This is a genomic window from Pseudoroseomonas sp. WGS1072, assembly GCF_049340465.1.
Taxonomy (GTDB): Bacteria; Pseudomonadota; Alphaproteobacteria; order Acetobacterales; family Acetobacteraceae; genus Pseudoroseomonas.
The window spans coordinates 1,097,293-1,122,372 of record NZ_JBMPSU010000001.1; the positions used below are offsets into that span (position 1 = coordinate 1,097,293).

A 25,080-nucleotide genomic window follows, 5' to 3' on the forward strand; every position below is an offset into this window, starting at 1 on the left:
GGCGGGACTGTCACACGAACAGCAACCCCTCGGGCCTCGCCCCCTCGACCTGATAGATCATCGGCCCGGACTGGTTGGCCATGGCCCGGCCGATCGCCATGGCGACGGCCGCGGCGCCGTCGATCTTCCCCATCGCCTTGGCCTTGCTGAACTTGATGTTGCCGGCCGCGTCCTGCTCCACCCGGATGTTCGCGAAGTTCCAGCGCAGCACCGGATCGCGCCCGGCCTGGAACTGCCGCCCCAGGATGGCCCGCTCGATCTCCTTGCAGGGCGCCGACATCGAGGCGAAGCCCTGGCCGAACTGCGCCACGGGGAGCTGACGCTCCTGCAGCCTCTGGAGGAAGTTCAGCGCGCCCCAGCGGTCCACCGCGATTTCCTGCACCGATAGCTCGGCGCACAGCTCCACCAGGTCGCGCAGGATCTGATCCTGATCGATGCTGTTGCCCTCGGTCACCACCAGCCGGCCGGATTCCTGGAAGGCGGCATAGGGCTGGTTGTCGGCCACCCGACGGCGGAACTGCTCGGCCGGGCAGTACTGTTTGCCCCAGACCAGCCAGCCCCCTTCCCCGTCCGCTGCCACGGCATAGACGGCCGCCAGGTCGGACACGCTGGCCAGATCCACGCCGACAAAGACCGGCTTCCCGGCCAAGTCGGATAGCTCTACCGGCCGGCAGTCGCCCTGGTCATAGACGGCCATGTCCACCCAGGTGACGGCCGCGCTGTCGCCCCAGATGTTCAGGTAGAGCCGCTTGAACATCTCCCGCTGGCTCGGGATCTCGGCCGCCCGGCGGGCCGTCATGCGCATCTCGTCCAGGCTGCGGAAGCCCGCCGCCAGGGCCGGGTTCACCGCCTGCCACACCGCCTCATCTTGCCAGTCGCAATCGTGCGGCGCCTGGTAGAGCACCGGCAGGAAGGTCTCGTCCTCCACCTCGCCGCGCTCGATCTTCAGGGCATACTCGTACAGCTCCCAGGCCAGATCGCCGCGGCCATGGCCGGCGGTGGTGGTGACAATGGAGAGCGGGCAGAGGCGCTTGCCCATGGAGGAAACCAGTACCTCCCACAGCTCCCGCGTCGGCCAGGCATGCACCTCATCGGCCAGCAGCATCGACACGCTGAGGCCGTGTTTGCTGTAGGCCTCGTGGCTGATCGCCCGATAGGTGCTGTCCGAACGCGGGTGGCTGATCAGCTTGCGGCTATCGACGATGCGCGTCGCGGCCATCAGATGCGGATCGGCGCGGATCATCCGGGAGGCGCCATTGTAGGCGATGCTGGCCTGCTCGCGGTCGGCGGCGGCGCTGATCACCTGGCCGGCGGCGTCCCGCTCCGGGCCCAGCAGCCCCAGCAGGGCCAGGGCGCTGGTCAGGGTGGTCTTTCCCGAGCCACGAGGCAGCAGCAGGAAGACGGTGCGGATCTTCCGCAGGCCGGTTCCAGGATGCACGTCGCCGAAGACCTTGCGGACGATGCGCCCCTGCCAGGGGTGCAGAACAAAGGGCTGCCCGGCCAGCGGGCCCTCGGTGTGGCGCAGCTTCTCGACGAAGCGCACCGCCCGCTCACCATGGCCCAGCGGATCGGGGATCTCACCGGCCAGGAAGCGGGAGCCGGTTAGGCAGCCAGCGGCACTCACGCCAGCATGCCCTCCCACGGGTCGGCCTTGGGGGCTTCCTCATGCTTGCCCCGGCGGTGCGGCGTCAGGCCCAGCTCGGTGGCCAATAGCCGGGCCTCGCGCATGGCAGCGGCCTGGATGCGGAAGGCCGGGTGCGCAGTGGGACCCTTCTCGGTCTCGATGATCCGGCCATCCCGCTGCATGGTCTCCTCGCACTCGCGGACGGTGCCGACCGCCACGGCGTAATTTTCCAGCGTGGCCAGGGTGTCGCGGGCCAGCAGCCGGCGCTGATGCAGCTCAGGAGCAGCGCGATTCCACTCGGCGGCGGCGTGCGGTGCCAACCAGGACGGCGCGCCAGGGCATCCGGACGGGGCGGCATCACCCATGACGACGGCCAGTTTCGGCTTACGACCCTTCATCGGGGGACCTCATTTTCCTGGGGTGGCCCATTTTTGGCGGCGTCGCACGAAAGACTGGGGGGCTCGGTCTCGGGCCCAGGCAGGCCAGATCGGCACCCCCCTATCCCCTCTTGCGACCGACCCCCGCCCCCTCGCTCGCGGTTGAACCCGGCGGTGACTTGCCGGTGACAGGGGGTGCAGAGGGGTCGGATGTTGCTGAGCACCAGCCGCAGGTCGGGCCGTAGGCGAAGGGGCTGGATGTGGTCCGCCTCGGTCGCCGCCGTGACCCGTCCCTGCGCCGCGCAGAGCCGGCAGAGCGGTTCCGCTGCCAGCACCGCCTCGCGTAGCTGGCGCCAATGGCGATCGTATCCGCGGGCGGAAGCGGATTCCTGGTGGCGGTTCCAGACCTTGGCGCATTGCGGGCAGCGCCGCCCCGTGAAGGCCGGGTGGCCCGGCGTCTTGCAGAAGCGCGGCGCTGCCCAGGGCATGGTCAGGCCACCGGGGCCGCGGCCGGGTTGCCGCGCACCACCAGCACGCTGGCGATGGCGCCGGTGGTGGCGCTGGCCACCGTCAGCACCGGGCGGATGTAGCGCTTGTTGCCGATGTAGCTGACGCGCTGCACCGTGTTGCCGCCCGGCGCGGCGGAGACGGCGGACAGGCTGCCCGCCAGATCAATGGCCGCGACATCCGTCCAGCCGCTGCTGCTGTTGTCGCTCTCCTGCAGCTTCGGCGTGTGGGTGCCATCGGTCCAGGCGCCGAAGGCCACCAGCACCGCCGCCGTGCCGAAGCCCAGCAGATCCACGGCCGTGCCATTGGCCGTGGCCGTGCGCGCCGCGGGCGGCAGGGCCAGGGCGGGGCTGATGTTGTGGGACAGGTCACGCATGGTCGCTCTCCTCTCAGCTCGCCGCGATGCGCAGCTTGCGCAGGGCCTCGGCCTTGGCCACGCCACCCGCCACACGACGGCGGCCATGGAAGCGGGTCATCCCGTTGGTCGCCTGGCTGTACGGGTCGCGCAGCACGGACAGGGCGACGCGGTCAAAGATGCGATAGCCCTGGCCGAAATCGCCGAAGACGACCGGCGTGGCACCGGCGGCCACATCCGGCATGTCGGGCATCTCCACCACCGGGCGGCCCAGCAGCGTGGTGGCCATGGCGCCGGCGATGCCCGCGGTGGCCAGCAGGTAGTTGCCCGTCGTGTCCTTCAGCTTGCGGGCCTGGGCCAGGGTGTTGCTGTTCATGGCCCACACCGCATTCGCCCGGTAGGCGGAGGGGATAGCGTGGTAGAGATCCAGCAGGCTGTCGGCGCTGAAGGTCGCGGCGCTGCCGCTGGCCACGGTCGGGATGGCGGGGTCCGCCATGAAACCGAAGGGTCGCAGCACGCCGTCACCGTTGACGAAGGCCGCACCCTCGGCCCGGCCGAACTCCTCCGCGAACTCGAAGGAAAGCTCCGCCGCCACGTCGAAGGCGCTGTCCTCCAGCATGGCGTTCGAGACATCCACCCAGCAGGCGATCTCCCGCACTTCGTATCGGTTCTGGCCGAAGGTCACGGTGGTCTCGGGTCGGGGCTGGATCTCGCCGACCCACTGCGCCGTCATCCCGCCGGTGCGCTTGGGCAGGAGAACCGCGCCGGCCGCCGTGCTGGCCACACGAGCTACGGAGCGGACGGGCGAGAACTGCACCACGTTGCGCAGGAGTTCGGTGACGAACTGGTCGGGGGCGAGATAGCCGCCGGCGGTGTCGTCGCTGACGCGGAGGGTGCGCAGCTCCGGCGCCTCCAGGGCCTCGCGGCCACGGCGCAAGAAGGTGGCGAAGGCCCGCGTCTCGACCTCCGGCTCCTGCCGCGTCTCCAGCCCGATGCCGGGGCGGCGCAGCACGGTCTCGGTGCGGTCGAGGCGCGAGCGGATCTCGGTCATGGCGCTGTCGAGCTGGCCGAAGCGCTGATCGGCGCTGGTGGTGAAGCCCTGCACGGCGGAGCGAATCTCGGCCAGGTCGTTGACCTCGCCCTGCTCCTGCCCGTCGGGGGCCTCACGCGTTTCCCAGCCGGTGCGCGGATCGACGCCCGGCGATGCGAAGTTTGGCATCACGGTTTCCTCAGTTTGCCCGCGCACTGGCGGATGAAGGCGGCAAGCCCGGCCGCCGCGGGAGGGGTGGGAGCGGAGCGGACACTGGCCACGCGCGCCGCATGCTGCGCCGGACGCGAGACCAGCGAGATCTCGATCAGCTCCATCTCGGAGACGACACGCCCGCCGCCGGTGGCCGGTGCGGCGCGGATCGTCCTGAAGCCGATGCTGAGGCCGTCGAGCGCCTGGGCCTTCAGCATGGCGTGGGCGTCGCGGCCGGCGGTGCTGTCCATCACCAGCGTGCCGGTGACATGCAGGCCGGTGTCGTCCTCGCGGATCTCGGTCCAGACACCGACAGGGCGGGCCGGATCGTGGGCCCAGAGCATCAGCGGGCGCGTGCCGGCGGCCCTGTGTGCCGCCAGGGACTTCGCGAAGGCACCGCGCTGCACGACATCGCCGAAGAGATCGCGCCGGCCCCAGACGGCGGCGTAACCGCCGATCTGGCCGCTCTCCTCAGGGGCAAAGCGTGTCTCGACGCCGGCGGACTTCTCAAGCATCGGCGCTATCTCCGGGGATAACCTCATCACCAGCGGACGGCGTGTAGCTGGCGAACCAACGATCAATCGCCGCCGAAAGCTCGCCCTTGAGATCGGGTGACATGCTTGCGTCATTCGCGAGCCGTGCCGCGCAGGTGGCCTTGTCTGTCAGCAGCAGAACCGACTTCGCATTCAGTGACGCGGCCAGGCTTTCTCGATCCCGCGCATGGGGAAGCGTGGCCACAACGAAGGCATGTGCCCTTCCGTCCAATGACTTCAGGGCTGCAACGGCTGCGTCGAACGCGCTGGTGGCAACGCCATGGACGCCTCCCTTGCGGTCATGAGGGGCGCGGATGGTCAGGGCGGCCGTGATCCGGTCCAGATCAATGATCACGTCGGCCGGGCCCGTCATGCGGCTGAGCGCATAGCTGGTCTTGCCAGCCCGAGGCGCGCCCGAGACCAGAGTGATGCGCGGCGCGCTGCGCTGCTGCTGGTCCTGATCCTCCGGCTGCCGATCGACCGGCGCGGAGTTGACGGGACGGGTGAAGACCTCGCCGCCGTCATAGGGGCTTCGGTTCTCCATGGCGCGGATCTCGTTCGGGTTGAACACGCCGGCGGCGATGGCCTGGGAGTAGGCGGTGAAGCGCGCGGCCAGATCGGCGCGGGCCAGGTCGTCCACCAGGAACTCGACGTAGAGGCCACCGCGGCGTTCCTCCGGCGTCAGCAGCGACACGCGGATGGAATCCGTCCAGGCGCGCAGGATCGGCAGCAGCGTGAAGGTCAGGAACTGGCGGCCCAGCTCCTCGGCATTGCTGTGCGTGACGCGATCGAGATCGGCCAGCAGATGCAGCGGCACGCGCCAGATGCGGGCGATCTCCTGCAGCTGGAAGCGCCGCACCTCCAGGTACTGCGCATCCACGGACGACATCTGCAACGGCTCGAAGGTCAGGCCGCTTTCCAGGATCGCCGTCTTGCCGGTGTTGTCCTGGTTCCAGCTCTTGCGGAGCACCTCGCGCTGCTCATGCGTCAAGAAGCTGGGCGACTTCAGGATGCCGCCGGGCCGCGCGCCCCGGCCGAACAGCTTGGCGCCGTACTGCTCCAGGACCTGCGACAGGGCGATGGCCTCACGGGCCTGCACCACCGGGCTGTCACCCTGATAGAGCCCGGTGCCGACGCCGCGGATATGCAGGATCTGATCGCGGCCGTAGCTGCGGCGCGTGCCGTCCGCCTCGGTGACGGTATAGATCGGCTCCCGCGTCAGCACGTGTGGGGCAACGGAGACGCTGGAGGGCGCCAGCGGGATCAGCTCGGAGACACCGCCCTCGCCACGCCCGATCCAGGCATAGGCATTCCCATGCAAGGAGAGCTGGGTTTGCAGGATCAGGCGGAACTCGCTGGCCGGCGTCCAGGGATTGGCCACATCGGACAGCAGCGATTCCAGGGGATGGTCGTCGGCCCGTTCGCGCCCGCCATCGGCAGCACGACGATACAGGTGCAGGGGTAGCTGGCTCACGGTCTCGGCCAGGACCTTCACGGCGCCGTAGACAGCCGTGCAGCGCATCGCAGTTTCGGCGGAGACGGAGATCCCGGAAGCGGTGGGGCCCGCGCCACCCAGCAGGATCGCGGTCCAGGGATCACGAAGGGTGCCGGAAGCCGCCCGGCTTTCGGGGGCGGAGAATAGGGCCTTGATCGAGCCCAGCAGGGAGGAAGCGCGCGCCATATCCGGCAGCGCTACGCGTTCTCAGGTGGCAGCACCAAGCGGAATAGAGCGACGCAATCGATTGAATTTAGGAGGAAATCTCGGGAGGCAGCGAGGTTAGGCGGGCAATCTCGCCGGCCTTAGCTCCGCACCGTCTCATACTGGTCCGGTGCGAGATGGTCAGGCGGATGGCAGGTCGCGCAGCACCAGCCCGGCGCGCCACCATCCCACTCGTTCCGCAGATCCCGCCACCACCGGCCACCCTGACGCGGATCGAACCGTCCGCAGCAGCCGCACCAGGCGCCGGGGGCCGGGCGAGCCGCCGGATCGGGCCAGGACGGCGGGCGCTGCAATCCCGCGCTCAGCAGGCCGTCGATCAGCCGCCGGGGTTCGGGCGCCGGCTGGGGTGCGGGCGGCTCCTCCTGGATGGCGGCGCGTTCGGCGGCGGTGTCGCGGGCGTCCCGCTCCGCCAGGAGCTGGATGATCTCGACCTTCCGGGTCCTGGCCTCAGCCAGGAGGTCGTCAGCCGGCTTCTGCCCCCGCAACCGGAGCTGATCGCCCTGTACCACGATCTCAACGCCGGCCTCCTCCAGCCGATGCAGGGTCGCCGCGGCAGTCACAGGGTTTCCTCCCAGACCGGAGGCGAGGTGCGGGAGCCTAGGGTAGACGAATCAGCGTTCCGAGCGTTCCCAGCGTTCCGGTCCTTATTATTCAATGGCTTATCGTAACACTGGCCACTTTCGTCAGCGTTCCCGGAACGCTCCGCAGCGTTCCCGGATCGCTGCGCCGTCCCCGCTTCGGTGAAGTAAGTGTCTGGATTATCAGGGGTGGAACGCTGGGAACGCTCGGAACGCTGTTCGCCCTCTTGTTCCCACAACGAGATGCGGATCTCCCGACCGGCCCTGCCACCGGAGGTCGGCAGCGTGACCGTCACGCCCGCCCGGCGCAGCGCCGGCGAGACCCGCTTCAGGCGGGCGGAGAGGCGGGCGGCGTCCTTCGGATAGCCCCGCTCCCTCTGGATCTCGATCGGCACGGCCTCGTTCACCAGTTCCAGCAACCGGGTGGCGCTACCGGTCCAGGCGGTGTGGCTGGCATGGTTGGTGGCGATGGACTGGATGGCGACGGCGATCGGATCGGCCTCAATGACATTGGCCACGGCGGCGGCGCGGTTGCCTTCGATCGCCTCCAGCATCTCCTCCTCGGTCCAGCCGAAGGCCGGGGCCGCGGCGCAGGCCAGGCGGGCGAAGTCGGCCATCCTCGGCAGGCGCGACAGGCGCAGGGTCGGCAGCCGCTTCAGCGCCAGGGCCAGTCCGTCCAGCAGCAGGGCCAGGATACCCGGCGCCGCCGCCTCGAAATCCTTCCAGACCTCATCCTCCGGCTTGCGGGCGGCATCCGGAATCGGCGGCAGGGCGATGGCCAGGGCCCGGTCGGCCAGGTCACCGCGGGCCAGCAGCGAGGGAATGCCGTTCAACAGCACCGGCCGGGCAACGGAGACAATGACCTCCTCGCTGTCCGAATACAGCCGCCGCTTGCTGAAGCCCGCACCCGTGGCCAGCCGGCACAGCGCATCGGCCATGTCGGGGTCCAGGTAACTGACATTGTCGATTGCCACGATGCGGCCGTTCTGCGCGGCAATCAGCAGATCATCCTCGCTGCGCGGCGTGGCGCGGTGCTCGGCCATGTTCGGATCGACCAGGCGCCGCAGCATCTTGCTAGCTGTGCTCTTGCCGCTGCCCTGCTCACCATCGAGCGCCAGCACCGGATAGGGGCCGGATGGGTAGAGCGCGGCCAGCAGCCAGGCAGTCACCAGTCGCAGGTCGGCCAGATCCTCCTGTCCTGCGGCATCGCGCGGCACCCACAAATTGAGCAACCGTCGCAGCTTCGCCAGCGCATCAGGATCGGCCGACGGCACCGGCAGCGCCCGCACCCCGACCGGGCGGACCAGCGGCACATCGGCCGAGGCGACAATCCGCCAGCCATTGGCATCGATGCGGACGAGCTGCCAGTCTTCGTTGCCGAGGTCGAGCCAGATCACGCCCTTGTCCCGCAGCACCCGCACCTCGTGCAGCCGTGGCGCCTCATTGATCGCCATGGCCTCCAGCGCTGGCAGGGCCTCGGACAGGGCCTTGTCACTGACGCTGCCGGGATGGCCGCTGCGGGTTGGGTGGCGCTTGGCATAGATGCTGCGGACCAGCATGGCGAAGGCCTTGGTCCGGACCCGGAAGCGGGCGATCTCGCCGCGCTGCCCCTTCACCGTGGCGAAGGTGTTCCAGTCCGGATCGCGCCAGAACAGAACGCCGGCATCCAGCACCGCATCAACAATCTGCTGTCGCTGGCCGGTGCGGCCTTCTTCCTCGTCCTGCTGCGGCTTGTCGGTCAGGATGGTGAACCCTTCAGGCATGTGCTGCCTCCTGCGCCGGCTGGTGGGCGCGCAGCAGATCGTTGAAGTCGGGATGCTCGTCCGGCAGGGCCACGCGCACGGTGCGGCCCTCGGCCCGCCAGCGCTCCGCCGCGGCCCAGGCGGCCCGTTGGCCAGGCAGGTCGCGATCGGCGGCGATGACCACGCTGCGCACCGCGGGCGGCAGCACCAGGCCCTTCTCCAGGTTGCCGGCGCTGATCGCGGCCCAGGCGGGCAGGTGCAGCAGCCGGCCGGCGGAGGCCGAGGATTCGATGCCTTCGCCGATCACCAGATCCGGCGCCACGGGATCAAGGCGGATGGCGCCGCCCCAGACCGGGCCGAGGCTGGCCTTGTTAGGGGTGACGCTGGCCTTGCCGCCGGATTCCACATTGAGGAAGGTCCGGTGGACGGCGATGATCGCCCCGCCGGCATCCATCACCGCCGCGACCATGGCGGGCAGTCTGCCGCCCTCCGGGTGATGCACGTCCTGGCGGAATCGCAGGGCGGCGGAGGCGGCCAGCCCCGGCAGCCCGCGGCCGGCCAGGTAGCGATCGACCAGCGTATCGGAGGCGGAGATGCTGCTGCTCCAGAGGCGCAGCACGGCCTCCTGCCGCTTGAGCTTCTTCTCCGCGTCCGTCTGCGTTTCCGGCTCCGGCCGCTGCCAGTCGCCGCCGGCGACGCGGCTGATCGCATCGGCCAGTGCTTCGCGGTCACAGCCGTTGCTGCAATGGACGAGGATCTTGTCGCCATCGCCGCGCAGGCTGAACGCGCCGTGATAAGTGCAGGCGGGGCAGTCGCCGCGCCAGGAGCGGCGATACTTCCGCAGGGCGAGGCGGCCGGCGAGATCCTGCGCGCTGATCATGCCGCCGCCTCCTCCCTGCGTCGCCGAGTGATGCCATTCAGATAGTCGAGCTTCTGCTGCCAGTGCTTGTTCCATCGGCCCGAACCGACACCCCAGGCGGCATCGATGACCGTGCGGGCCATGGACTGTTCCTCGGCATTCAACAGATGCAGGTGCTTGCTCAGGCTTTGCACGGCAACGTCACGCAGCGCATCGCGCAGGCCGCTCTCCGAGAAGCCGCGGTGCTTTCGCGACGACGGGCGCGGCGGGGGCGGTACCGGAGCGACGGACACGAAGCTCGTTGCCAACAGCGCCTCCCAGGTCGTGCCGGATTTCTGGATCAGCCGATGCGCGGCCAGTGCCGCGGCGGCACGTTCGCCATCGACATCGCTGCCGAGCAAGGCAAGGATTTTCACCAGCCGCTCGCGGGTGGCGGGAGTGAGTGCGCTCACTGGATCGTCACTCCCTCAGGCGCGCCGGGCCGGGGATGCACATCACCGGGCGGCACCACGATGCTGAGAATACGGCGCCCATCCATCATGGTCAGTGCCAGGGCCCGCCACGCGTCATGGTGCTGTCCCTGCATTTCAACCAGCACCACGCGCCCGCTGATCATGGTCAGCATGGCGGCCAGGATGTAGTGCCGGTCCTGGCCACCGGCAGCGTGCAGGATCACCATCTCCGACCACCGGAGCAGCGTCTTCGCCTGTTCCCAGCGATCCGGCCCGGTGGCCAAAGGATGATCGTCGGCGAGCAGGACACAGGTCGCCTTCTTCGCTTTCAGCAGATTCGCCGGAACCGGCGAGCCGCGCGTCGAGATTGTGACCGCGATCAGGCCGTCAGCGGCGGCACGCAACAGCGGCGCACGAAAGCCCTCGCCTGCCTGGATCATCTTGTCGATGGTCAACTCGATCTCGGCGCGCTTGCGGATGTTGACGGGTGCGTTCATCGCCCACCCTCCAGCATGCGCTTGTGGCTGATCGCCGCGGCCACGGAGGCGAAGAACCGCAGCGCCGGCCGCCGGTTCATCGCATCGGGGATCAACAAGGCCGCGCGCGGCGTGTCCGGATCGTTCGCGCAAGGCACTTCAAGCAAGCGGATGCGCTTGTCATCAGGGCGCACTTCGGGCGCCAAGAGCCGATGGCTCATGTTTTGATTTTCTCCGACTTTCGTGTCTCAAAAACGGTAGTTGTCGAGACCGGCGGAGGCGTGTAGGAGATCGATGTCCAGTCGATCTGCCTGCTTTTCTCCGCCTAGACCCTCCCTACCCCGCGTCGCTGCTGCTGGTGCGCAGCTTGCCAAGCTTTTCATCGGCCCAGCGATCAAGCTCCACCTTCGGATAGAGCGGCGTGCGGTTCACCTTGAAGAAGGGTGGGCCGCCGCCTTCGGTCACCAGCTTCGCGAGCGTCGCCGGGGCAATCTTCCAGCCGCGCGTCAGGTACAGATACTCCGAGGCTTCCCAGCGACGGAGATTCGGATTGCGCAGGCTCCCGGTAAGACGAGGCTCGGCAGGCTGATCAGTCATCGGCATTCTCCAGGATGGTGCTGAAGTCGAGCCGGGCCTTGAGACTGCCGCCAGCGGCGGCGAAGGCCTTGACGGCGGCGGCGTTAAGGTCGGCGGCCAGGCGCGGCGACCTGATGGCGGCGCGGACGGAGCGGCTCTGCCCGGGCAGGGTCAGGTAGGCGCTGCCGCCGACGTAGGGGCGCAGCAGGCGGCAGCCGCTCAAAGTGACGGGGCCAATCTCCACGGTCATCGTCGCCAGCAGCGCCCGGCTGCCAGCCATGCGCGGCGGGCAATAAATCGCGACGTCGGTGATGTGGAAGGGGTGGAGGTCGTGGGACATCACCGCCCGCTCTCGATCAGGCGCGCGATCTGCCGCCAGACACGCCCATCGACCACCGCGACACGATACAGCGGTGTATACTCCGAGTGGGGCTTCTCGAACTTCGAGATGCTCTCCGCGTCATACCGGATCTCGGCAGTGCGGTTCGAGGCCACGCGAACTTCCTTCACACGCTCCGCCAGTTCGACATCCTCGATGATCGCCTTCAAAGCCTCGCCGAAGAGATGCTGCTTGGTCAGCGGACAGATCGCGAAGTGGCCCTGAAAGTCCTCGCCCATGCCGCTGAGGATGGAACCTTCCTGATTGAGGTGCCACGTCTGCCAGGTCGCGGTCGCGCTCTCCTTCCGCGGCCCGTTCAAGGCCACCGCCAGCACGAAAAAGGCGGCCCGGAAGGAATCCATCTCGATCCCCCCGCCCGGCCCCGCCTTTCCCTTCAACAGATTCGGATCGAAGCCGACGCCAGCGGTCTCAGCATACCGATGGACGCTGGCGTTCAATTCGTTCTCGGGATCGAAGTGAGCGGACTGCTCCTTGAGAGCACGCTGCAACTCCGTGAAGTCACTCATGGGTAGCCGTAGGAGCGGCACGAGGTGGCCGCAGAAGGTGTTGAGCTTCACAGAAATCTCCGCAGCAAACTTTGGGATGATGCCATGGTTAGTTCTACAGCGCGGCATCGGCTGCGGTCAATAACTATGGCATCATCCCAGAGATTTTAGTTTGGATGCTGAGGGAGGCCTATGGCGCTGCCCTCCGCCCCCGATGCCACCTCTGCCGCTGCTCCAGCCATCCGAGATGCTTCTCGGCATTCCCTGGCTCCAAGAGCCAGCCGTCCGGATAGCCAAACCGCTCTTCGATCTCGGCGGCCAGCGCCTGCTTCCGCCCCTCGCGCCAGGCCAGTTCCAATTCCAGGCAGCGGATGCGGACGCGGAGCCAAAGCTTGCGGAGGCGCTTCATGCCCGGCCCTCCGCCTGAAGCCTCAGCACGTTCCGCACCACCCGCTCCGGCCAGTCGCCCGTGAAGGAGGTGTCGAAGTTCTCCGATCCATCCTGTTGCAGCGCCCACCGCTGCGCCACCCTGCCCAGCGCGGCAACCCCGTCCAGGGTGCGGGCGGTGAGGCCGTCCAGCTGCTCTTCCAGCGCCTCGATGGCCTGCCAGAGCGGATCGTCTTCGCAATCGAGCTGGCTGCCCGAGTCGGTGTAGGCGTCCAGCGCCTCGATGTACGCGCCGCAGAGGCGGATCAGTTCGGCGTCGGCGTGGGGCAGGTGGTCATGGTGGGAATTTCCCAGGATGACGGACGGTGCGGCGGCCACCGGCGCCAGGGCTGCGGCGATCATGACGCCTCTTCTCCCGCGGCTCACAGCGTCACCGCCCATCCGGCACAGGCCGCGAAGATGATGCAGCAGGCGGCGAGGCTGGCGCGGAGGGCGGTGTCTGCGCGCTGGGAACTAACGGCACCCTGCCGTTGGTTCCCAAGCACGTTGCAGGACGGCGCACTGCCGAAGCGCAACAGCGGCGGCGGCCGGTCGCCGTTCGCGATATAGGCCAGGGAGCGCCGCAGGAAGCCGGGGCGGTAGGGCTTTTGCGCCGGGGCAGCGCGGAAGGGTTTGGAACCGCTGCGGTTCAGAACCACCCGCTCGGCCAGCACGAGAAGGCTGTGCTCACTGTGCACACCCCTGGCAGGCTGTCTTCTGCGGGTAGGCGCGAGTGTGCTATCGGCGCGCGTAGCCATTGCCTGATCTCCTGAGGATCGGTCGTGGTTAGGCTGAGGGATGCGGTTGCCGCCGCACCTTCAGCCGCTTCTGTTGTGGAAGCGGCGACAACCTCATACAATGTTCAGCGCATGTCAACAACATTGTATGAGAAATCACAACATGGCTAAGACCCATCCGCTAGGGTTCCGGGTCGAGCCCGAGATCAAAGCTGCACTAGAGAAGGCCGCCAAAGACGACGACCGCTCCGTCTCGTCGCTGGTGGAGCGGATCTTGAAGGCTTGGCTGACGGAGAAGGGGTACCTGCCCAGTCAAGGGTAACTAGACGACGCCTCGCCTTCTGCGCGCATTGGCAGCGAATCGATTGACTCAGCGGTAATTTTGGACAGATTTGGCGACGGTGCCGCCGTCGCACTTCAACCGATCATCCGGAACGATTGCCAGCCCTATGGCCGGGGGCTGCAACCGGCGCCCCGGAGCGGTGGGCTCGTTCCCACCTTGGATTGGGAGAAAGGCAATGGCCTCTCATAGAGAGAAGGTTGTGCACGTAAGACCTTACGTGCGCTTCCGGCTAGGGCGCCATGAGCACGTAGTGGCTCATTGGCGGTCCCTGCCACGGCAGCTCGAACTGCCGTTTTAGTGTAGTCGCTACCTAGTCATCGCTCGCGACGGCGGCACCACCGCTTGCAAGGCCTTGAATCACGGCACCTTCGTCGGGTCAAATGGTAAATTTGTCACGGGCGCCGCCTGAACCATTTCCAAGGGTTGATGATGCCCTGAAACAGTTCTCGTCGTGAGGACCGATCGCCTGCCTGCTCATCATCTTCTAGAATCACAGGGTGGGTACGGGTCAAGAGATTGGCGATATCCTCGCCGGAAATCGTCATTCGAGATGTAGGATACCCATCTCTATCAATCGAAACAAATCGGCTTCGATGCGTAGTGCTGCTAAGTCCAGTCTTCTCGTTAATCTTCAGCAAAAATCGTTGAGGTTTGATGATACATACATAATTGATCTTCCGAGATGCTCCGATCGAAATCTCATCAACCTTCCCTTCATACATCACGACACAGCCGGAATGAGTTATTTTTGTCATAATGTTGGCGATCACAATGCTATCGCCGTTTCTTTGCTCGTAGTATGGCCCGAAGACAGCCTTAGCAATACGAGCATTCGTCGTGATTTTTGCTAGCCGAGATCCGACATAAAGAGCGAGGGCTGATACGCCCATAAATTCAACAACGCCCAATCCCAGCCCGAAGTGCACGCTGCAGGCCTGATTCTTAGGAAAAGTTTCAAAGGTCCCGGAAGCAAGTGCAGCGGCGGTGGCTACAACCCTGCATTCAGCGAACCACTCGGCGACATAAAGCACCACCAGACCAACCACGCCATGAAGTATGGCAGCGGCAAGCACAAACAAGGCTGTGTCCATGAGGACGCCACGTTGCATATCAAGGCGAGTTAGACCGCTGCGGTAGTGAAAGCTTAGGAATACTATACAGCCCGGAGCAAGGACATAGAATAATGCTAAAGCTTGAAGAGAAAGCCCACCCATCGTCCGTCAGGCTGCATGCGCAGGCGTTTCCTTACGCATCAGGGTTTGTAGCTCGGCCTCTACCTGAGAGAGCCGAGGAGGGCCTGCATTCCTTCGAGAAGCAGCAATGAGCGCCCGCTCAACCAAATCCATACGTCCGCCAGCCAACTCAAGAAGTTTTTCGTAGGCTCGGTTCGTACTACTAAGGTTGATGGCCACCGTGTCTTGCTCCCGATTCCTGCCACCCCATCGATAGGGGGGAGCGGTTAACCAGCGGTGCGCAGTGCGCAGCGCACCGCTGGAATTAGAATCTAGCGCTTTAATCCACCGATGAAAGCAGATTTACGTACAAAATGTGCGCGAGCTTCATTGGCGAACGAGATTGCCATGAGAGGGAATGTAGCCCGAATGATCTGCAAGACCGTTTTGCAAAATCCTGATTCCCGGAAAGTAGCGCGACCTTAAGCGACTAGCAAAAGCCCCTTCCCGGAACGCTCATCACCGTTCCCGGAACGCTGCCGCGGATCGCTAGCGTTCCGCGTAACGCATTGATTTTGCTGATATGGAACGCTGGGAACGCTTGGAACGCTGATTCGTCTACCCTAGGCTCCCGCACCCCCCATCGCTGACCACACCTCTCCTGCCACTCGATCGGCGGCTGCCACCAGCACGGCGTCCAGGTGGTGCACGTACCGTCCGGTCATGGTTCCGGAGGAGTGCCCGATCATCGCGGCGATGGTCGGCTCGCTGTACCCGAGGTCGGCAGCCATGGAGGCGAAGCCATGCCGCAGGGTGTGCGGCGTCACCCCTTCCAGCCCGGCTTCCTTGACCAGCCGGCGCCATGCCCCGGTCAGTCCGCCATAGGGTCTCTCAGGCTCCCGGCCGGGGCAGACGTAGGGCCCGCTCCGGCCCAGCCCTTCCAGCAGATCCACCACCGCCTTGCCGATCGGGCGCACTGAGGCGCCTTCCTTGCTGTCCGCGAGCCGCAGCGCCTGGCCGGGCAGGTCCACCTCCGCCCAACGTAAGTTCTCGATCTCGCCTCTGCGGCAGCCGGTCAGGGCCAGCAGGCGGATAGCCAGGATGGCAACCCCGCTGCCACCCTCGGCTTCCCACTTCTCCAGCGCCTTGCCGAGCTGGCGATAGGTCTCTGGGGTCAGCCGCAGGCGCCGGCGGTTGTCGGCGGGCCGCTTCACGCCATGCACAGGATTGGCCTGGATGATTCCTTCGGACACGGCGAAGGAGAGGATACCGCCCAGCAGGCCCATGGTGCGGGTGGCGGCCCCCTTCCCGCCCTCCACGATGGAGCGCCCATGCGGCTTGCCGGTCTTGATGTCCCGCGCCGCCTTGCCGGCCACCACGTCCCGCATGAACCGCGTCACGTCCGTCCGGGTCAGGTCCGACACCTTCCGATTGCCCAGCAGCGGCAGGATATGCGCGGCAATCCGGCTCCGGTCAGAGACCAGCGTCGTGGCTTTCTTGGCCGCGCCCCGCTTGCCCAGGATCAGGCCCTTGTCTGCCGCCTCCAGGTAGCGCTCGCACAACTCCCGCATGGTCAGGGTCTTGCGGCGGGTGGCGCGCTCCTCGGCGGGGTCCTCACCCTGCAACACGCTGCCCAGGGTAATCACGGCCAGTCTCCTGGCCTCTTCCGTCGTCAGCTTGCCATGCACCCCGAGGGACATACGCTTCCGGCCACCGGCCTGAGGGCGGTAGTCGGCGTAATAGACCCGCCGGCCGGAGGGGAAGACCCGCACGCCGAAGCCCGGCAGATCACTGCACCAGATGAAATAGGCCGCATCCCGCGGCTCGGCGGCATCCACGATACGCTTGGTCAGCTTCGCCATGACGACCTTTGCCCTGGGCTTCTAGTGTCACCAGGGAGTCACCACGGAAACGGAAATCGGGGAATAGGCGGGAAATTTCCCGAGATGGCGCGTGATACCATTCCCGTTCGGAATCAGCGTCTTAGAAAGCTCCGGCCATCTCAGGAAAACTCCAGAAAGCCCCTTTCGAGCGCCCTCCGAAGGCAAAGGTCGTACGTTCGAATCGTATCGGGTCCGCCAGTCTTTTCAAGCATTTAGCTTTCAGCCGCCCTGCCCGACCGCGGCTTCCCAGCCAGCAGTCCCACGGCTTTTCATCAGCCGCCGAATGAACTTGATCGTGGTGATTTCGGACAGAAAGCGGCAGGTGAGGCGGGCCTGTCCGATGGCATCGAGCGCCGGACAGGCGGCGGACCTCACGGCTTGAGGACAACCTTGATGCAGCCATCCTTCTTGTCGCGGAAGGTTTTGTAGAGGCCCGGCCCCTCCTCCAGCGGCGCGGTGTGCGTGATGACGAAGGCAGGGTCGATCTCGCCCTTCTGAATCCGCTCCAGCAACATGGGCAGGTAGTGCTGCACCGGTGTCTGCGCCATGCGGAAGGTCAGGCCGCGGTTGATGGCCGATCCCATGGGGATCTTGTCCAGCAACCCACCATAGACGCCGACGATGGAGACGATGCCGAAGTTGCGGCAGCAATGGATGGCCTGCCGCAGCACATGGGGACGATCGGTGCCCATGAAGGTCGCGACCTTCACGCGGTCCAGGACCGCATCCAGCGAGCCGGTGGCGCTCGCCTCCGTGCCCACCGCGTCGATGCAGGCATCCGCGCCGCGGCCCGCTGTCAGTTCCATGATCCGGTCGTAGACGTCATCCTGCTTGAAATCGAGGACGAGCGCGCCGGCCTGCCGCGCCATCTCCAGGCGCTCCGGAACCGTGTCGATCGCGATGACGCGCTCGGCGCCCAGCAGGAAGGCGCTGCGGATCGCGAACTGGCCGACCGGCCCGCAACCCCAGATGGCCACGGTCTCACCGCCCCGCAGATCGCAGAACTCGGCGGCCATGTACCCCGTCGGGAAGATGTCCGAGAGGAACAGGACCTGCTCGTCCGTCATCCCGTCCGGAACCTTGATCGGCCCCACATCGGCATAGGGCACGCGCAGATACTCGGCCTGTCCGCCCGCGAAGCCGCCCAGGAGATGCGAGTAGCCGAACAGGCCGGCGGGGGAGTTGCCCCAGAGCTTGGCGGCCTTCTCACGGTTCGGGTTGGAACGCTCGCAGCCGGAGAAGAAGCCCTTCCGGCAAAAGAAGCATTCGCCGCAGGCGATGGTGAAGGGCACGACCACGCGGTCGCCGACCTTCAGCTTGTGGTTGTCGCGGCCGACCTCGACCACCTCGCCCATCGTCTCGTGCCCGAGGACATCCCCTTTCTCCATCGAAGGAATGACGTGGTCGTAGAGATGGACGTCCGAGCCGCAGATGGCGCAGGAAGTGACCTTGATGATGGCGTCACGCCCATCCTCTATCCTCGGGTCCGGGACGCTCTCGCAACGGATGTCGCCTTTCCCGTGCCAAGTCAGTGCCTTCATGGGATTCGCCTCCATCTGGATCTGGCCGCCGGACCATAACGTCGCGACCCCGACGGAGATCGACGCCGTTCCGTCATCACATCCCGCTGTGGCTTGGGCCTGACCATGAGCGGCCGGCCGCTCTCCCTGGCTGCGCGGCGTGGCGGGCTCTGGCGCGGCAATAACCTCCTCCACCCTGCGGCGTTGAGCATGGGAACGCCGTTCCGCAGGAGACAAAGCGTGCCCAGACAGGACGTGCCGCCATGGAAGCAGGCTGGTTCAGGCGCCTGGCGCGCCATCCGGCGGGATCCTTCCCCACGTGACTGACGCGCCCCCCTCCCTTGACGGGCCAGCGCCCCTCCTCCCCTGCGAATCCCTGCCACCCCCTCCCGACGTCATGATGGAAAGCCTCGACGGACTTCCGCCGCGCCTGAGGATCGCGCTCATCGCGCACCTGAAGTATCCGATCGCCGAGCCCTTCGCCGGCGGCCTGGAGATGCATACCCATCTCCTGGCACGCCATCTTCTGGCGCGGGGCCATGATGTCACCCTGTTCGCCGCCGAGGCCTCGGACGTGGCGCTCGAGCCCTGCTGCGTCTGCCCCGCGACGGGGACGCCGGCCACGCCCTTCGCCGCCAGGCTCACCGCCCTCCGCGAGCGCCGCGCCTATGCGGAGATCATGGCGAGCATCGCGCGGGGCGGGTTCGACGTGGTGCATAACAATTCCCTGCACGCCCTGCCGCTGCTCGCGGCGCACCGGCTGCCGGTGCCGTTCGTCACCGCCCTGCATTGCCCGCCTTTCCCGGCGCTGGAGAAGGGCGTGAGGGGCCGCGTCAGGCCGGACCTTCGCTTCGTCGCCGTGTCCGAGGTGGTGCGCGGGATGTGGCGGAGCCTCCTGCCGGTCGATGCCGTCATCCCGAACGGCATCGACCTCGACCGCTTCCGGCCCCGCCTGGAGCCGGCGCCGGAGCGGCATGCCATCTGGTCCGGCCGCCTCGTCCCCGAGAAGGGCGCGCATCTCGCCATCGCCGCGGCCCGCCTGGCCGGCATGCCGCTGCGGATCGCCGGACCGCTGAGCGACCCGGACTACTGGCGGGCCGAGGTGGCGCCGATGCTGGGCGCGGACGTCACCTACCTGGGCCATCTGAACCACGCCGCCCTGTCGCGGGCCGTCGCGGCGGCCTCCGTCGCGGTCATCACCCCCCGCTGGGAGGAACCCTATGGCCTGGTCGTGGCCGAGGCCCTGGCCTGCGGCACGCCCGTCGCCGGCTTCTCGCGCGGCGCCCTGCCGGAGCTGACGGATGCCGCCACGGGCCGCCTCGCCCCCGCCGACGACGTCCGCGCGCTGGCCCGCGCCATTCCCGCCGCCGCCACCCTCTCGCGCGCCGATTGCCGGGCCCGCGCGGAAGCGATCTGCGATGCCCTCGCCATGGTGGACGCCTATGAGGCGCTGTATCGCCGGGAGATCGCCTGCGGGGCCGGCCGCCACGGCCTTGTCGGCGGCACCGTGTCGTGAGCGGCCCGCCCTGTGTCGTCTGCGTGCCGGCGCGGAACGAGGCGAAGGCGCTGCCGGATCTGGTGTCCGCGCTGGCCGGCCAGGACACGCCGGGGCGCCTCCGGGTCGTGGTGGCGGCGAACAACTGCACCGACGGCACGGCGGACCTCCTGCGCGCGCTGGCGGGGCGTACGCCACGCCTGTCGCTTCGCGTGCTCGAGATCACGCTGCCCACTGCGCGTGCCCGGGTCGGCGTGGCCCGTGGCCTCGCGATGGATGCGGGCGCGGCCTGGCTGCGGGAGGAGGGCCTGGCGGAGGGTGCGCTGATCAGCACGGATGCCGATGCCGTGCCGCCGCCCGGCTGGGTCTCCGCCCAGCTCGGCGCGCTCGCGCGGGGCGCCGAGGCCGTCGGCGGCGAGCTCCGGCTGCTGGAGCATCCGGACCGGCCTCTGCCGGCCTGGCTGACGGAGGCGCGCGCCCGCGTCGCGCGCTACTGGTCCGCCGTGCGCGGCCTGGCCCACCGGATCGACCCCCTGCCGCATGATCCGCCGCCCCGGCATGGCGACCATACCGGCGCCAGCCTGGCGGTCACGGCCGCCGCCTACCGTGCCGCGGGCGGCGTGCCGCCGCTGGAGAGGCAGGAGGATCTCGCCCTCGTCGCCGCCATCGAGCGGATGGGCGGCCGGCTGCGCCACGCGCCCGAGGCCTGGGTGCGGGTCTCGGCGCGCGAGGATGGCCGGGCGCCGGGCGGCATGGCCGAGGAGATGCGGAAATGGCGGCGCGTGGCCGAGGGCGCCGAGGCGCACCTCCTGCCCGACGCCGCCCATTGGCGGGCGGTGTTCCGCCGCCGCCGCGCCCTGCGCCAGGGCTTCATCGAAGGCCCCGGGGCGGTCGCCGCCCGGCTCGGGGCCGATCCCGCCCTGCTGGCGGCGGTCGCGTGGGAGAGCGTGAACGGGATCGCCTTCGTCGCGCGGGCCGAGCCCCTGCTGCCGCCGCTGGCGCCGCGCTGGGAGGCCATCGAGGCCGTCATCCCGGCGCTGGAGGCGATGGCCCCGGAGACACGGGCCGCATGATGGGGGCCGCATGATGGGGGCCGCATGAGGCCGATCGGCTACTACGTGCACCATCACGGCTTCGGCCACTGGCAACGCGCGGTCGCCCTGGCCCGCATGCTGCGGCGGCCCTGCACCCTGCTCGGCACCTTCCCCGACAGCGTCACGCGCGCGGCACCCTGTCCGGTGGTGCCCCTGCCGGACGACGCGCCCAGCGGCGCGGAACCGCCCGATCCGGCGGGCGTGCCGGGGCTGCATTACGCCCCGCTGGGGCATGACGGCCTTCGCCGGCGGGTCGCGCGGATGGCGGGCTGGATCGCCGAGGCCCGCCCGGCGCTGATGGTGGTGGATGTCTCGGTGGAGGTCGCGCTGCTGTCGCGGCTGATGTCCACGCCCTTCCTCTACGTCCGCCTGGCGGGGCTGCGGGACGATCCGCCGCACCTCGCCGCCTTCCACGCGGCGGCGGCCCTGCTCTCCCCCTTTCCCCGCTCGCTGGAGGCGGAGGGGGTCCCGGACTGGGTTCTAGAGAGGACGTTCCACGCCGGCTTCCTGACGGGGCCGTCGATCCGGCCCTCGGAGGGGGGCGGCATCCTTACCGTCTTCGGGCGCGGCGGGAGCGGCGGTGATGCGGCAGCACTGGCCCTGGCGGCCCGCGCCACGCCGCAGTGGCGATGGCGCGCCATCGGCCTGTTGCACGGCGGCACGGCGCCGCCGCGCAATCTCGAGTTGCTGGGCTGGCGGGAGGACGCCCAGGCGCTGCTGGCCGGGGCGGATCTGGTCATCGGCGGCGCCGGGGACGGCCTGCTGGCCGAGGTCGCCGCGCTCGGCAAGCGCTTCCTTTGCCTGCCCGAGCCGCGGCCCTTCGGGGAACAGCACCACAAGGCCCGCCGCCTCGCCACGCTGGGCGCCGCGGTGGTGCGGGAGGCCTGGCCGGCGGCGGCGGACTGGCCCGCGCTGCTCGCCCAGGCCATGGCGCTGGACCCGGGCCGCATCGCCGCGCTCCACGATCCCGGCGCCCTCGCGAGGTGCGCGGCCTTCATCGACGCGGAAGCGGACCGCGCCGCACGCCTGGGTCAGTAGGCGCGCTCCGGCGGGCAGGCGGCGGCCGCGATCTCCGCCGCGGAGGGTGGGCGCAGCACCACGATCCGGTCCGACGCGGCATAGGGCGCGATCAGCCCCTGCCGGTGGAAGGCGTCCAGCCAGCCCGTCATCGGCCAGAAGCCGTGCCGGTCCCGGAAGCGCCGGGCATTCGCGACGATGTCGGTGAAATGCTGCAGCGGCGGGTCGTACACCGTGTGGTGCTGGTGGAAGGCCAGGGTGCTGGCCGTGAACAGCAGGGGGAGGCCGGCCTCACGCGCGCGGAAGGCAAGATCGGTGTCCTCCGCCCCGTAGCCGTCATAGGTCTCGTCGAAGCCGCCAAGGCGCAGGAAGGTGTCCCGCCGCACGGCGAAGGCCAGGGACCAGAACAGCCCCGCATTCGGCTCGGTCCGGAGGCCGCGCGGCGGAAAGGACCTGGCCGCGTGCCGCCGACCCAGCGCGCGCAGCCGCGCCTCGTCCGACCCGTCCCGCAGCGCGCCGGCGGGCAGGTAGAGGATCTCGCAGCAGATCAACGCCTCCTCCGCGGCGGCGTCGGCGGCGAGGCCGGCGACGAGGCTCGCGGCGGGGATGCAGTCCACGTCGAGGAAGATCAGGACCGGCGCCGTGGCCAGGGCCGCCGCGGCATTGCGCGCGCGGGCCAGCGGCAGGCCGGCCGAGGGCATCCGGTGGTGCCGGACGGGGAAGGGCAGCGGCGGGATCTCGAGGGCCGTGTCGCCGAGGTCCACGACGACACATTGCTCGGGGAGGCAGGTGTTCCGGGCCAGCCCGCCGAGGAGATGGCGGAGATGCCCTTCCCGCCCGCGGGCCATGGTCAGGACGCTGGCGGCGGGCAAGGGCATGGACCTTCCGTGGCGCGATGGCGCGCCCGATAGCGCCCTGGCGGATCTGACGCGCGCGGCGCCGCCCCGTCAAGCGGACCGCCCGGCCGGCGGGCCCGGCCGGGCGGGGTTCATGCCTACCAGCGATAGCTCAGCGTGCCCACCACGGTGCGGCCCAGACCGACGAAGCACTGCGCCTCCGTGTAGCAGCCCCGGATGAACTGCTTGTCGCCGAGGTTGGTGGCATTCACGCTGAACTGCATGCCCCTCAGCTCGGCGCTCAGCATGCCGAGGTCGTAGGAGGCCCGGGCGTCGAACAGCGTGGCGGCGGGCACGCGCAGGGTGTTCGCCTCATCGCCCCAGCTGGCGCCGAGATAGCGCAGGCCGCCGCCCAGGCGCAGCCCCTCGAACAGACGGTCGGTGAAGCCATAGTCCAGCCAGACCGAGCCGCGATGCGCCGATTGCAGGACCGGATGCTTGCCGAGATTGGCGGTGTTCGAGCGCGTCACCTCATTGTCCATGTAGCTGTAGGAGGCCAACAGGCTGATCTGCCGGTTCAGGCTGGCCTTGGCCTCCAGTTCCACGCCGCGCGAGCGCACCTCGCCGGTCTGCACGCTGAACTGCGTGTTGACGGGATCGGGCGTCAGCACGTTCTGCTGGGTCAGCTCATAGACCGCCGCGGTGATGAGCAGGTTGTGGCCCGGCGGCTGGAACTTGATGCCGGCCTCGTACTGCCGCCCGCGCGTCGGCTCGAAGGGGCGGCCGCGGGCGTCGCTGCCGGTCTGCGGATTGAAGGATTCCGTGTAGCTCACATAGGGCGAGAGGCCGAAGTCGAAGGCGTAGAGCAGGCCGGCCCGGCCGGTGAAGGCATCGTCGTAGAGCTTGGTCGTGGTGCGGTTCAGGTGGTTGCGCGTGGCGGATTCGTTCCAGTCATGCCGGCCGCCCAGGAGCAGGCGCCAGCCGCCCCAGGCGATCTGGTCCTGCAGGTAAACGCCGTAGCGGTGCATGGTCTGGGTGTTGCGCAACATGGGTGCGGCGTAGCGCGGCCCGCCGGTCGCCGGGCAGGGATTGCTGGCGAAGACGTCGCAGCTGTAGAGGGTCCGGTCCATGTACCAGTCGTTCTGCCCGGTGCCGCCCTGGTAGTCGAAGCCGGACACCATGGTGTGCTCCAGCGGGCCGGTGCGGAAGCGCGCCTGCAACTGGGTGTCCGCCGTGTAGCCGTCATAGATCATGCCACGGCGCGAATACATGCCCTGGAGATCGCGCAGGTTGGCCGCGAAGAACTGCGGGTAGTAGCCGTCCAGCGTGCTGCGCGTGTGGAAGTAGCGGAAGTTCTGCCGGACCGTGAAGACCTCGTCGAAGCTGTGCTCGAAGAGCGAGGTGATGCCGTACTGCGTCCGCGTGTTCTTGTAGCTGTCACGATCCGAGTAATTGCGGCGCATGTCGAGATCGCCGTTCGGATTGAAGAGGATGGTGCCCTGCGCCGGGATGTAGCTGTAGAGGCCGCCCTGCGGGTCATGCAGGTACTGGCCGAGGATGGTCCAGCTCGTCCGCTGGTCCGGGCGCCAGGTGATGGCGGGCGAGATCGACACCCTCTGCTGGGCGGAATCCTCGACCTGCGTGCCGCCGCGCGAGGCCAGGCCGGTGACGCGGTAGAGCAGCGTCCGCTCCTCGTTCAGCGGGCCCGTCATGGTGAAGCCACCCAGCAGGCGGCCATGGCTGCCCGCCTGCAGCCGCACCTCGCCGCCCGCCTGCTCCGCGGGCCGCCGGCTGACGAGGTTGACGATGCCGGCCGGGGAACCCTGGCCATAGAGCACGGAGGAGGGGCCGCGCAGCACCTCGATGCGCTCCAGGTTGAAGGCCTCGATCTGGTTGCCGGCGCCCGCCGCGGCATTGTGCAGGACGCGCATGCCATCGAGATAGTAGTCCATGGCGAAGCCGCGGGCATAGGCCTCGTCGTTGCTGCCGTAGGCGCCGAGATACTCGCCCTCGATCCCGGCGGTGTAGCGCAGCCCCTGGCCGACATTCTGGATCTGCTGGTCGTCCATCTGGTCGCGCGTGACGACGGAGATGGATTGTGGGGTCTCGATGATCGGCGTGTCGGTCTTGGTGGCGGTGACGGCCACATCCGCCACATAGCCCTGGACCGGCATCCAGGCGCGCCGCTGCAGGCCGGCCGTGACATTGACCTCCGGCAGGACCACGGCCCCCTCCGGCCCCGGCGCCGGCCCCGACTCTGGCGAGGCCCGCAGCAGCACGGTCTGCGGCGAGGTGAACTGGGCCTCCACGCCCGAGCCGGCCAGAAGGCGCTGCAACGCCTGCCGCGCGGGGATGGCGCCGGTGACGCCCGGGCTCTGCCGGCCGCGCGTCAGGCTGCTGTCATAGAGGAGCTGGATGCCGCTGGCCGAGGCGAAGCGGAGCAGCGCCTGATCCAGCGGTCCGGCCGGGATATCGAAGCCGACCCGCGCGATCTCCTCGCCGGAGGCCGCGGCCGGCTGCGCCGCCGCATCGGCGGCCGGCGCGATCCATGCCACACTGCCCAGCAGGGCCGCCATCAGGCAGCGGCTTCCTCGCATACTTCCTATCGACACGGCGTTCCGGTCCTCGATCTG

General features: G+C 68.4%; 29 protein-coding genes. 4 read left to right on the forward strand and 25 right to left on the reverse strand.

The features are described from left to right. Positions 1 to 10 precede the first annotated feature (10 nt). The 19 genes from ACF3NH_RS05265 to ACF3NH_RS05355 all read right to left on the reverse strand — a co-directional run bounded on the left by ACF3NH_RS05265 (position 11) and on the right by ACF3NH_RS05355 (position 13,108). Positions 11 to 1,624, reverse strand: coding sequence for a terminase large subunit (locus tag ACF3NH_RS05265; RefSeq protein ID WP_422922097.1), 1,614 nt, complete (start codon positions 1,622 to 1,624; stop codon positions 11 to 13). Further along, positions 1,621 to 2,022 carry a phage terminase small subunit P27 family gene (locus tag ACF3NH_RS05270; protein ID WP_422922098.1) on the reverse strand — a complete coding sequence of 134 codons (402 nt, stop codon included), beginning with the start codon at positions 2,020 to 2,022 and terminating at the stop codon, positions 1,621 to 1,623. Before ACF3NH_RS05270 ends, ACF3NH_RS05265 begins: the two co-directional genes overlap by 4 nt. Then, positions 2,019 to 2,489, reverse strand: a complete 471-nt coding sequence (locus tag ACF3NH_RS05275) for an HNH endonuclease (RefSeq protein ID WP_422922099.1) — start codon at positions 2,487 to 2,489, stop codon at positions 2,019 to 2,021. Before ACF3NH_RS05275 ends, ACF3NH_RS05270 begins: the two co-directional genes overlap by 4 nt. A 2-nt stretch (positions 2,490 to 2,491) precedes the next feature. Beyond that, complete coding sequence (locus ACF3NH_RS05280) at positions 2,492 to 2,884, reverse strand: hypothetical protein (RefSeq protein ID WP_198367637.1); 393 nt, start codon at positions 2,882 to 2,884, stop codon at positions 2,492 to 2,494. Between the two features lie 13 nt (positions 2,885 to 2,897). Beyond that, positions 2,898 to 4,082, reverse strand: a complete 1,185-nt coding sequence (locus ACF3NH_RS05285; RefSeq protein WP_422922101.1) for a phage major capsid protein — start codon at positions 4,080 to 4,082, stop codon at positions 2,898 to 2,900. Then, entirely contained in the window at positions 4,082 to 4,618 is a 537-nt protein-coding gene (locus ACF3NH_RS05290; protein ID WP_422922102.1) for an HK97 family phage prohead protease, read from the reverse strand. The genes ACF3NH_RS05285 and ACF3NH_RS05290 overlap by 1 nt, the downstream gene beginning before the upstream one ends. Continuing rightward, complete coding sequence (locus ACF3NH_RS05295; RefSeq protein WP_422922104.1) at positions 4,611 to 6,317, reverse strand: phage portal protein; 1,707 nt, start codon at positions 6,315 to 6,317, stop codon at positions 4,611 to 4,613. Before ACF3NH_RS05295 ends, ACF3NH_RS05290 begins: the two co-directional genes overlap by 8 nt. 119 nt (positions 6,318 to 6,436) lie before the next feature. Beyond that, the gene (locus ACF3NH_RS05300) at positions 6,437 to 6,916 is read right to left on the reverse strand and encodes a hypothetical protein (protein ID WP_422922105.1); all 480 of its coding nucleotides are present in this window, start codon (positions 6,914 to 6,916) and stop codon (positions 6,437 to 6,439) included. Beyond that, entirely contained in the window at positions 6,913 to 8,697 is a 1,785-nt protein-coding gene (locus ACF3NH_RS05305) for a hypothetical protein (protein WP_422922107.1), read from the reverse strand. Before ACF3NH_RS05305 ends, ACF3NH_RS05300 begins: the two co-directional genes overlap by 4 nt. Continuing rightward, positions 8,690 to 9,556: a DUF7146 domain-containing protein gene (locus ACF3NH_RS05310; protein ID WP_422922108.1), complete on the reverse strand. Its 867-nt coding sequence runs from the start codon at positions 9,554 to 9,556 to the stop codon at positions 8,690 to 8,692. The genes ACF3NH_RS05305 and ACF3NH_RS05310 overlap by 8 nt, the downstream gene beginning before the upstream one ends. Then, positions 9,553 to 9,987, reverse strand: a complete 435-nt coding sequence (locus ACF3NH_RS05315; RefSeq protein ID WP_422922109.1) for a hypothetical protein — start codon at positions 9,985 to 9,987, stop codon at positions 9,553 to 9,555. Before ACF3NH_RS05315 ends, ACF3NH_RS05310 begins: the two co-directional genes overlap by 4 nt. After that, a complete protein-coding gene (locus ACF3NH_RS05320; RefSeq protein ID WP_422922110.1) occupies positions 9,984 to 10,484 on the reverse strand; it encodes a hypothetical protein in 501 nt (166 codons plus the stop codon). The genes ACF3NH_RS05315 and ACF3NH_RS05320 overlap by 4 nt, the downstream gene beginning before the upstream one ends. After that, positions 10,481 to 10,684: a hypothetical protein gene (locus ACF3NH_RS05325; protein WP_422922111.1), complete on the reverse strand. Its 204-nt coding sequence runs from the start codon at positions 10,682 to 10,684 to the stop codon at positions 10,481 to 10,483. The genes ACF3NH_RS05320 and ACF3NH_RS05325 overlap by 4 nt, the downstream gene beginning before the upstream one ends. A gap of 115 nt (positions 10,685 to 10,799) precedes the next feature. After that, positions 10,800 to 11,060 (reverse strand): hypothetical protein, encoded by a 261-nt coding sequence (locus ACF3NH_RS05330; RefSeq protein ID WP_422922113.1) that lies wholly within the window; start codon positions 11,058 to 11,060, stop codon positions 10,800 to 10,802. Next, complete coding sequence (locus tag ACF3NH_RS05335) at positions 11,053 to 11,379, reverse strand: hypothetical protein (protein ID WP_422922115.1); 327 nt, start codon at positions 11,377 to 11,379, stop codon at positions 11,053 to 11,055. Before ACF3NH_RS05335 ends, ACF3NH_RS05330 begins: the two co-directional genes overlap by 8 nt. Beyond that, positions 11,379 to 11,996 carry a hypothetical protein gene (locus ACF3NH_RS05340; RefSeq protein WP_422922117.1) on the reverse strand — a complete coding sequence of 206 codons (618 nt, stop codon included), beginning with the start codon at positions 11,994 to 11,996 and terminating at the stop codon, positions 11,379 to 11,381. Before ACF3NH_RS05340 ends, ACF3NH_RS05335 begins: the two co-directional genes overlap by 1 nt. A gap of 118 nt (positions 11,997 to 12,114) precedes the next feature. Next, the gene (locus ACF3NH_RS05345) at positions 12,115 to 12,333 is read right to left on the reverse strand and encodes a hypothetical protein (protein ID WP_422922118.1); all 219 of its coding nucleotides are present in this window, start codon (positions 12,331 to 12,333) and stop codon (positions 12,115 to 12,117) included. Continuing rightward, entirely contained in the window at positions 12,330 to 12,713 is a 384-nt protein-coding gene (locus ACF3NH_RS05350; protein WP_422922119.1) for a hypothetical protein, read from the reverse strand. Before ACF3NH_RS05350 ends, ACF3NH_RS05345 begins: the two co-directional genes overlap by 4 nt. A gap of 20 nt (positions 12,714 to 12,733) precedes the next feature. Further along, the gene (locus tag ACF3NH_RS05355) at positions 12,734 to 13,108 is read right to left on the reverse strand and encodes a hypothetical protein (RefSeq protein ID WP_422922120.1); all 375 of its coding nucleotides are present in this window, start codon (positions 13,106 to 13,108) and stop codon (positions 12,734 to 12,736) included. 142 nt (positions 13,109 to 13,250) lie between these two features. On the opposite strand from ACF3NH_RS05355, the gene ACF3NH_RS05360 reads away from it, so the two are divergent. Further along, positions 13,251 to 13,409 (forward strand): ribbon-helix-helix protein, CopG family, encoded by a 159-nt coding sequence (locus ACF3NH_RS05360; RefSeq protein WP_422922121.1) that lies wholly within the window; start codon positions 13,251 to 13,253, stop codon positions 13,407 to 13,409. A 413-nt stretch (positions 13,410 to 13,822) separates the two neighbouring features. Here ACF3NH_RS05360 and ACF3NH_RS05365 read toward each other — a convergent pair whose 3' ends face one another. The 4 genes from ACF3NH_RS05365 to ACF3NH_RS05380 form a co-directional block, all read right to left on the reverse strand. After that, positions 13,823 to 14,521: a hypothetical protein gene (locus ACF3NH_RS05365; protein WP_422922122.1), complete on the reverse strand. Its 699-nt coding sequence runs from the start codon at positions 14,519 to 14,521 to the stop codon at positions 13,823 to 13,825. A 704-nt stretch (positions 14,522 to 15,225) separates the two neighbouring features. After that, complete coding sequence (locus ACF3NH_RS05370) at positions 15,226 to 16,464, reverse strand: tyrosine-type recombinase/integrase (protein ID WP_422922124.1); 1,239 nt, start codon at positions 16,462 to 16,464, stop codon at positions 15,226 to 15,228. Positions 16,465 to 16,704: 240 nt separating this feature from the next. Then, positions 16,705 to 16,860, reverse strand: coding sequence for a hypothetical protein (locus ACF3NH_RS05375; RefSeq protein ID WP_422922125.1), 156 nt, complete (start codon positions 16,858 to 16,860; stop codon positions 16,705 to 16,707). Beyond that, positions 16,857 to 18,026, reverse strand: a complete 1,170-nt coding sequence (locus ACF3NH_RS05380) for a zinc-dependent alcohol dehydrogenase (RefSeq protein WP_198367655.1) — start codon at positions 18,024 to 18,026, stop codon at positions 16,857 to 16,859. Before ACF3NH_RS05380 ends, ACF3NH_RS05375 begins: the two co-directional genes overlap by 4 nt. A gap of 298 nt (positions 18,027 to 18,324) precedes the next feature. On the opposite strand from ACF3NH_RS05380, the gene ACF3NH_RS05385 reads away from it, so the two are divergent. Genes ACF3NH_RS05385 through ACF3NH_RS05395 form a run of 3 tightly spaced genes read left to right on the forward strand, consistent with a single transcriptional unit; the run spans position 18,325 to position 21,632 of the window. Beyond that, the gene (locus tag ACF3NH_RS05385) at positions 18,325 to 19,521 is read left to right on the forward strand and encodes a glycosyltransferase (RefSeq protein ID WP_370592062.1); all 1,197 of its coding nucleotides are present in this window, start codon (positions 18,325 to 18,327) and stop codon (positions 19,519 to 19,521) included. Beyond that, on the forward strand, positions 19,518 to 20,573 hold the full coding sequence (locus tag ACF3NH_RS05390; RefSeq protein WP_422922126.1) for a glycosyltransferase family 2 protein: 1,056 nt from the start codon (positions 19,518 to 19,520) through the stop codon (positions 20,571 to 20,573). Before ACF3NH_RS05385 ends, ACF3NH_RS05390 begins: the two co-directional genes overlap by 4 nt. A 24-nt stretch (positions 20,574 to 20,597) precedes the next feature. Beyond that, positions 20,598 to 21,632, forward strand: coding sequence for a glycosyltransferase (locus ACF3NH_RS05395; protein ID WP_422922127.1), 1,035 nt, complete (start codon positions 20,598 to 20,600; stop codon positions 21,630 to 21,632). Here the strand turns inward: ACF3NH_RS05395 and ACF3NH_RS05400 are convergent. Both ACF3NH_RS05400 and ACF3NH_RS05405 read right to left on the reverse strand, forming a co-directional pair. Continuing rightward, a complete protein-coding gene (locus ACF3NH_RS05400) occupies positions 21,626 to 22,489 on the reverse strand; it encodes a glycosyltransferase family 2 protein (RefSeq protein WP_422922128.1) in 864 nt (287 codons plus the stop codon). The two genes, ACF3NH_RS05395 and ACF3NH_RS05400, sit on opposite strands and share 7 nt — an antisense overlap. Before the next feature lie 116 nt (positions 22,490 to 22,605). Continuing rightward, positions 22,606 to 25,023, reverse strand: a complete 2,418-nt coding sequence (locus tag ACF3NH_RS05405; RefSeq protein WP_422922129.1) for a TonB-dependent siderophore receptor — start codon at positions 25,021 to 25,023, stop codon at positions 22,606 to 22,608. Positions 25,024 to 25,080 lie beyond the last annotated feature (57 nt).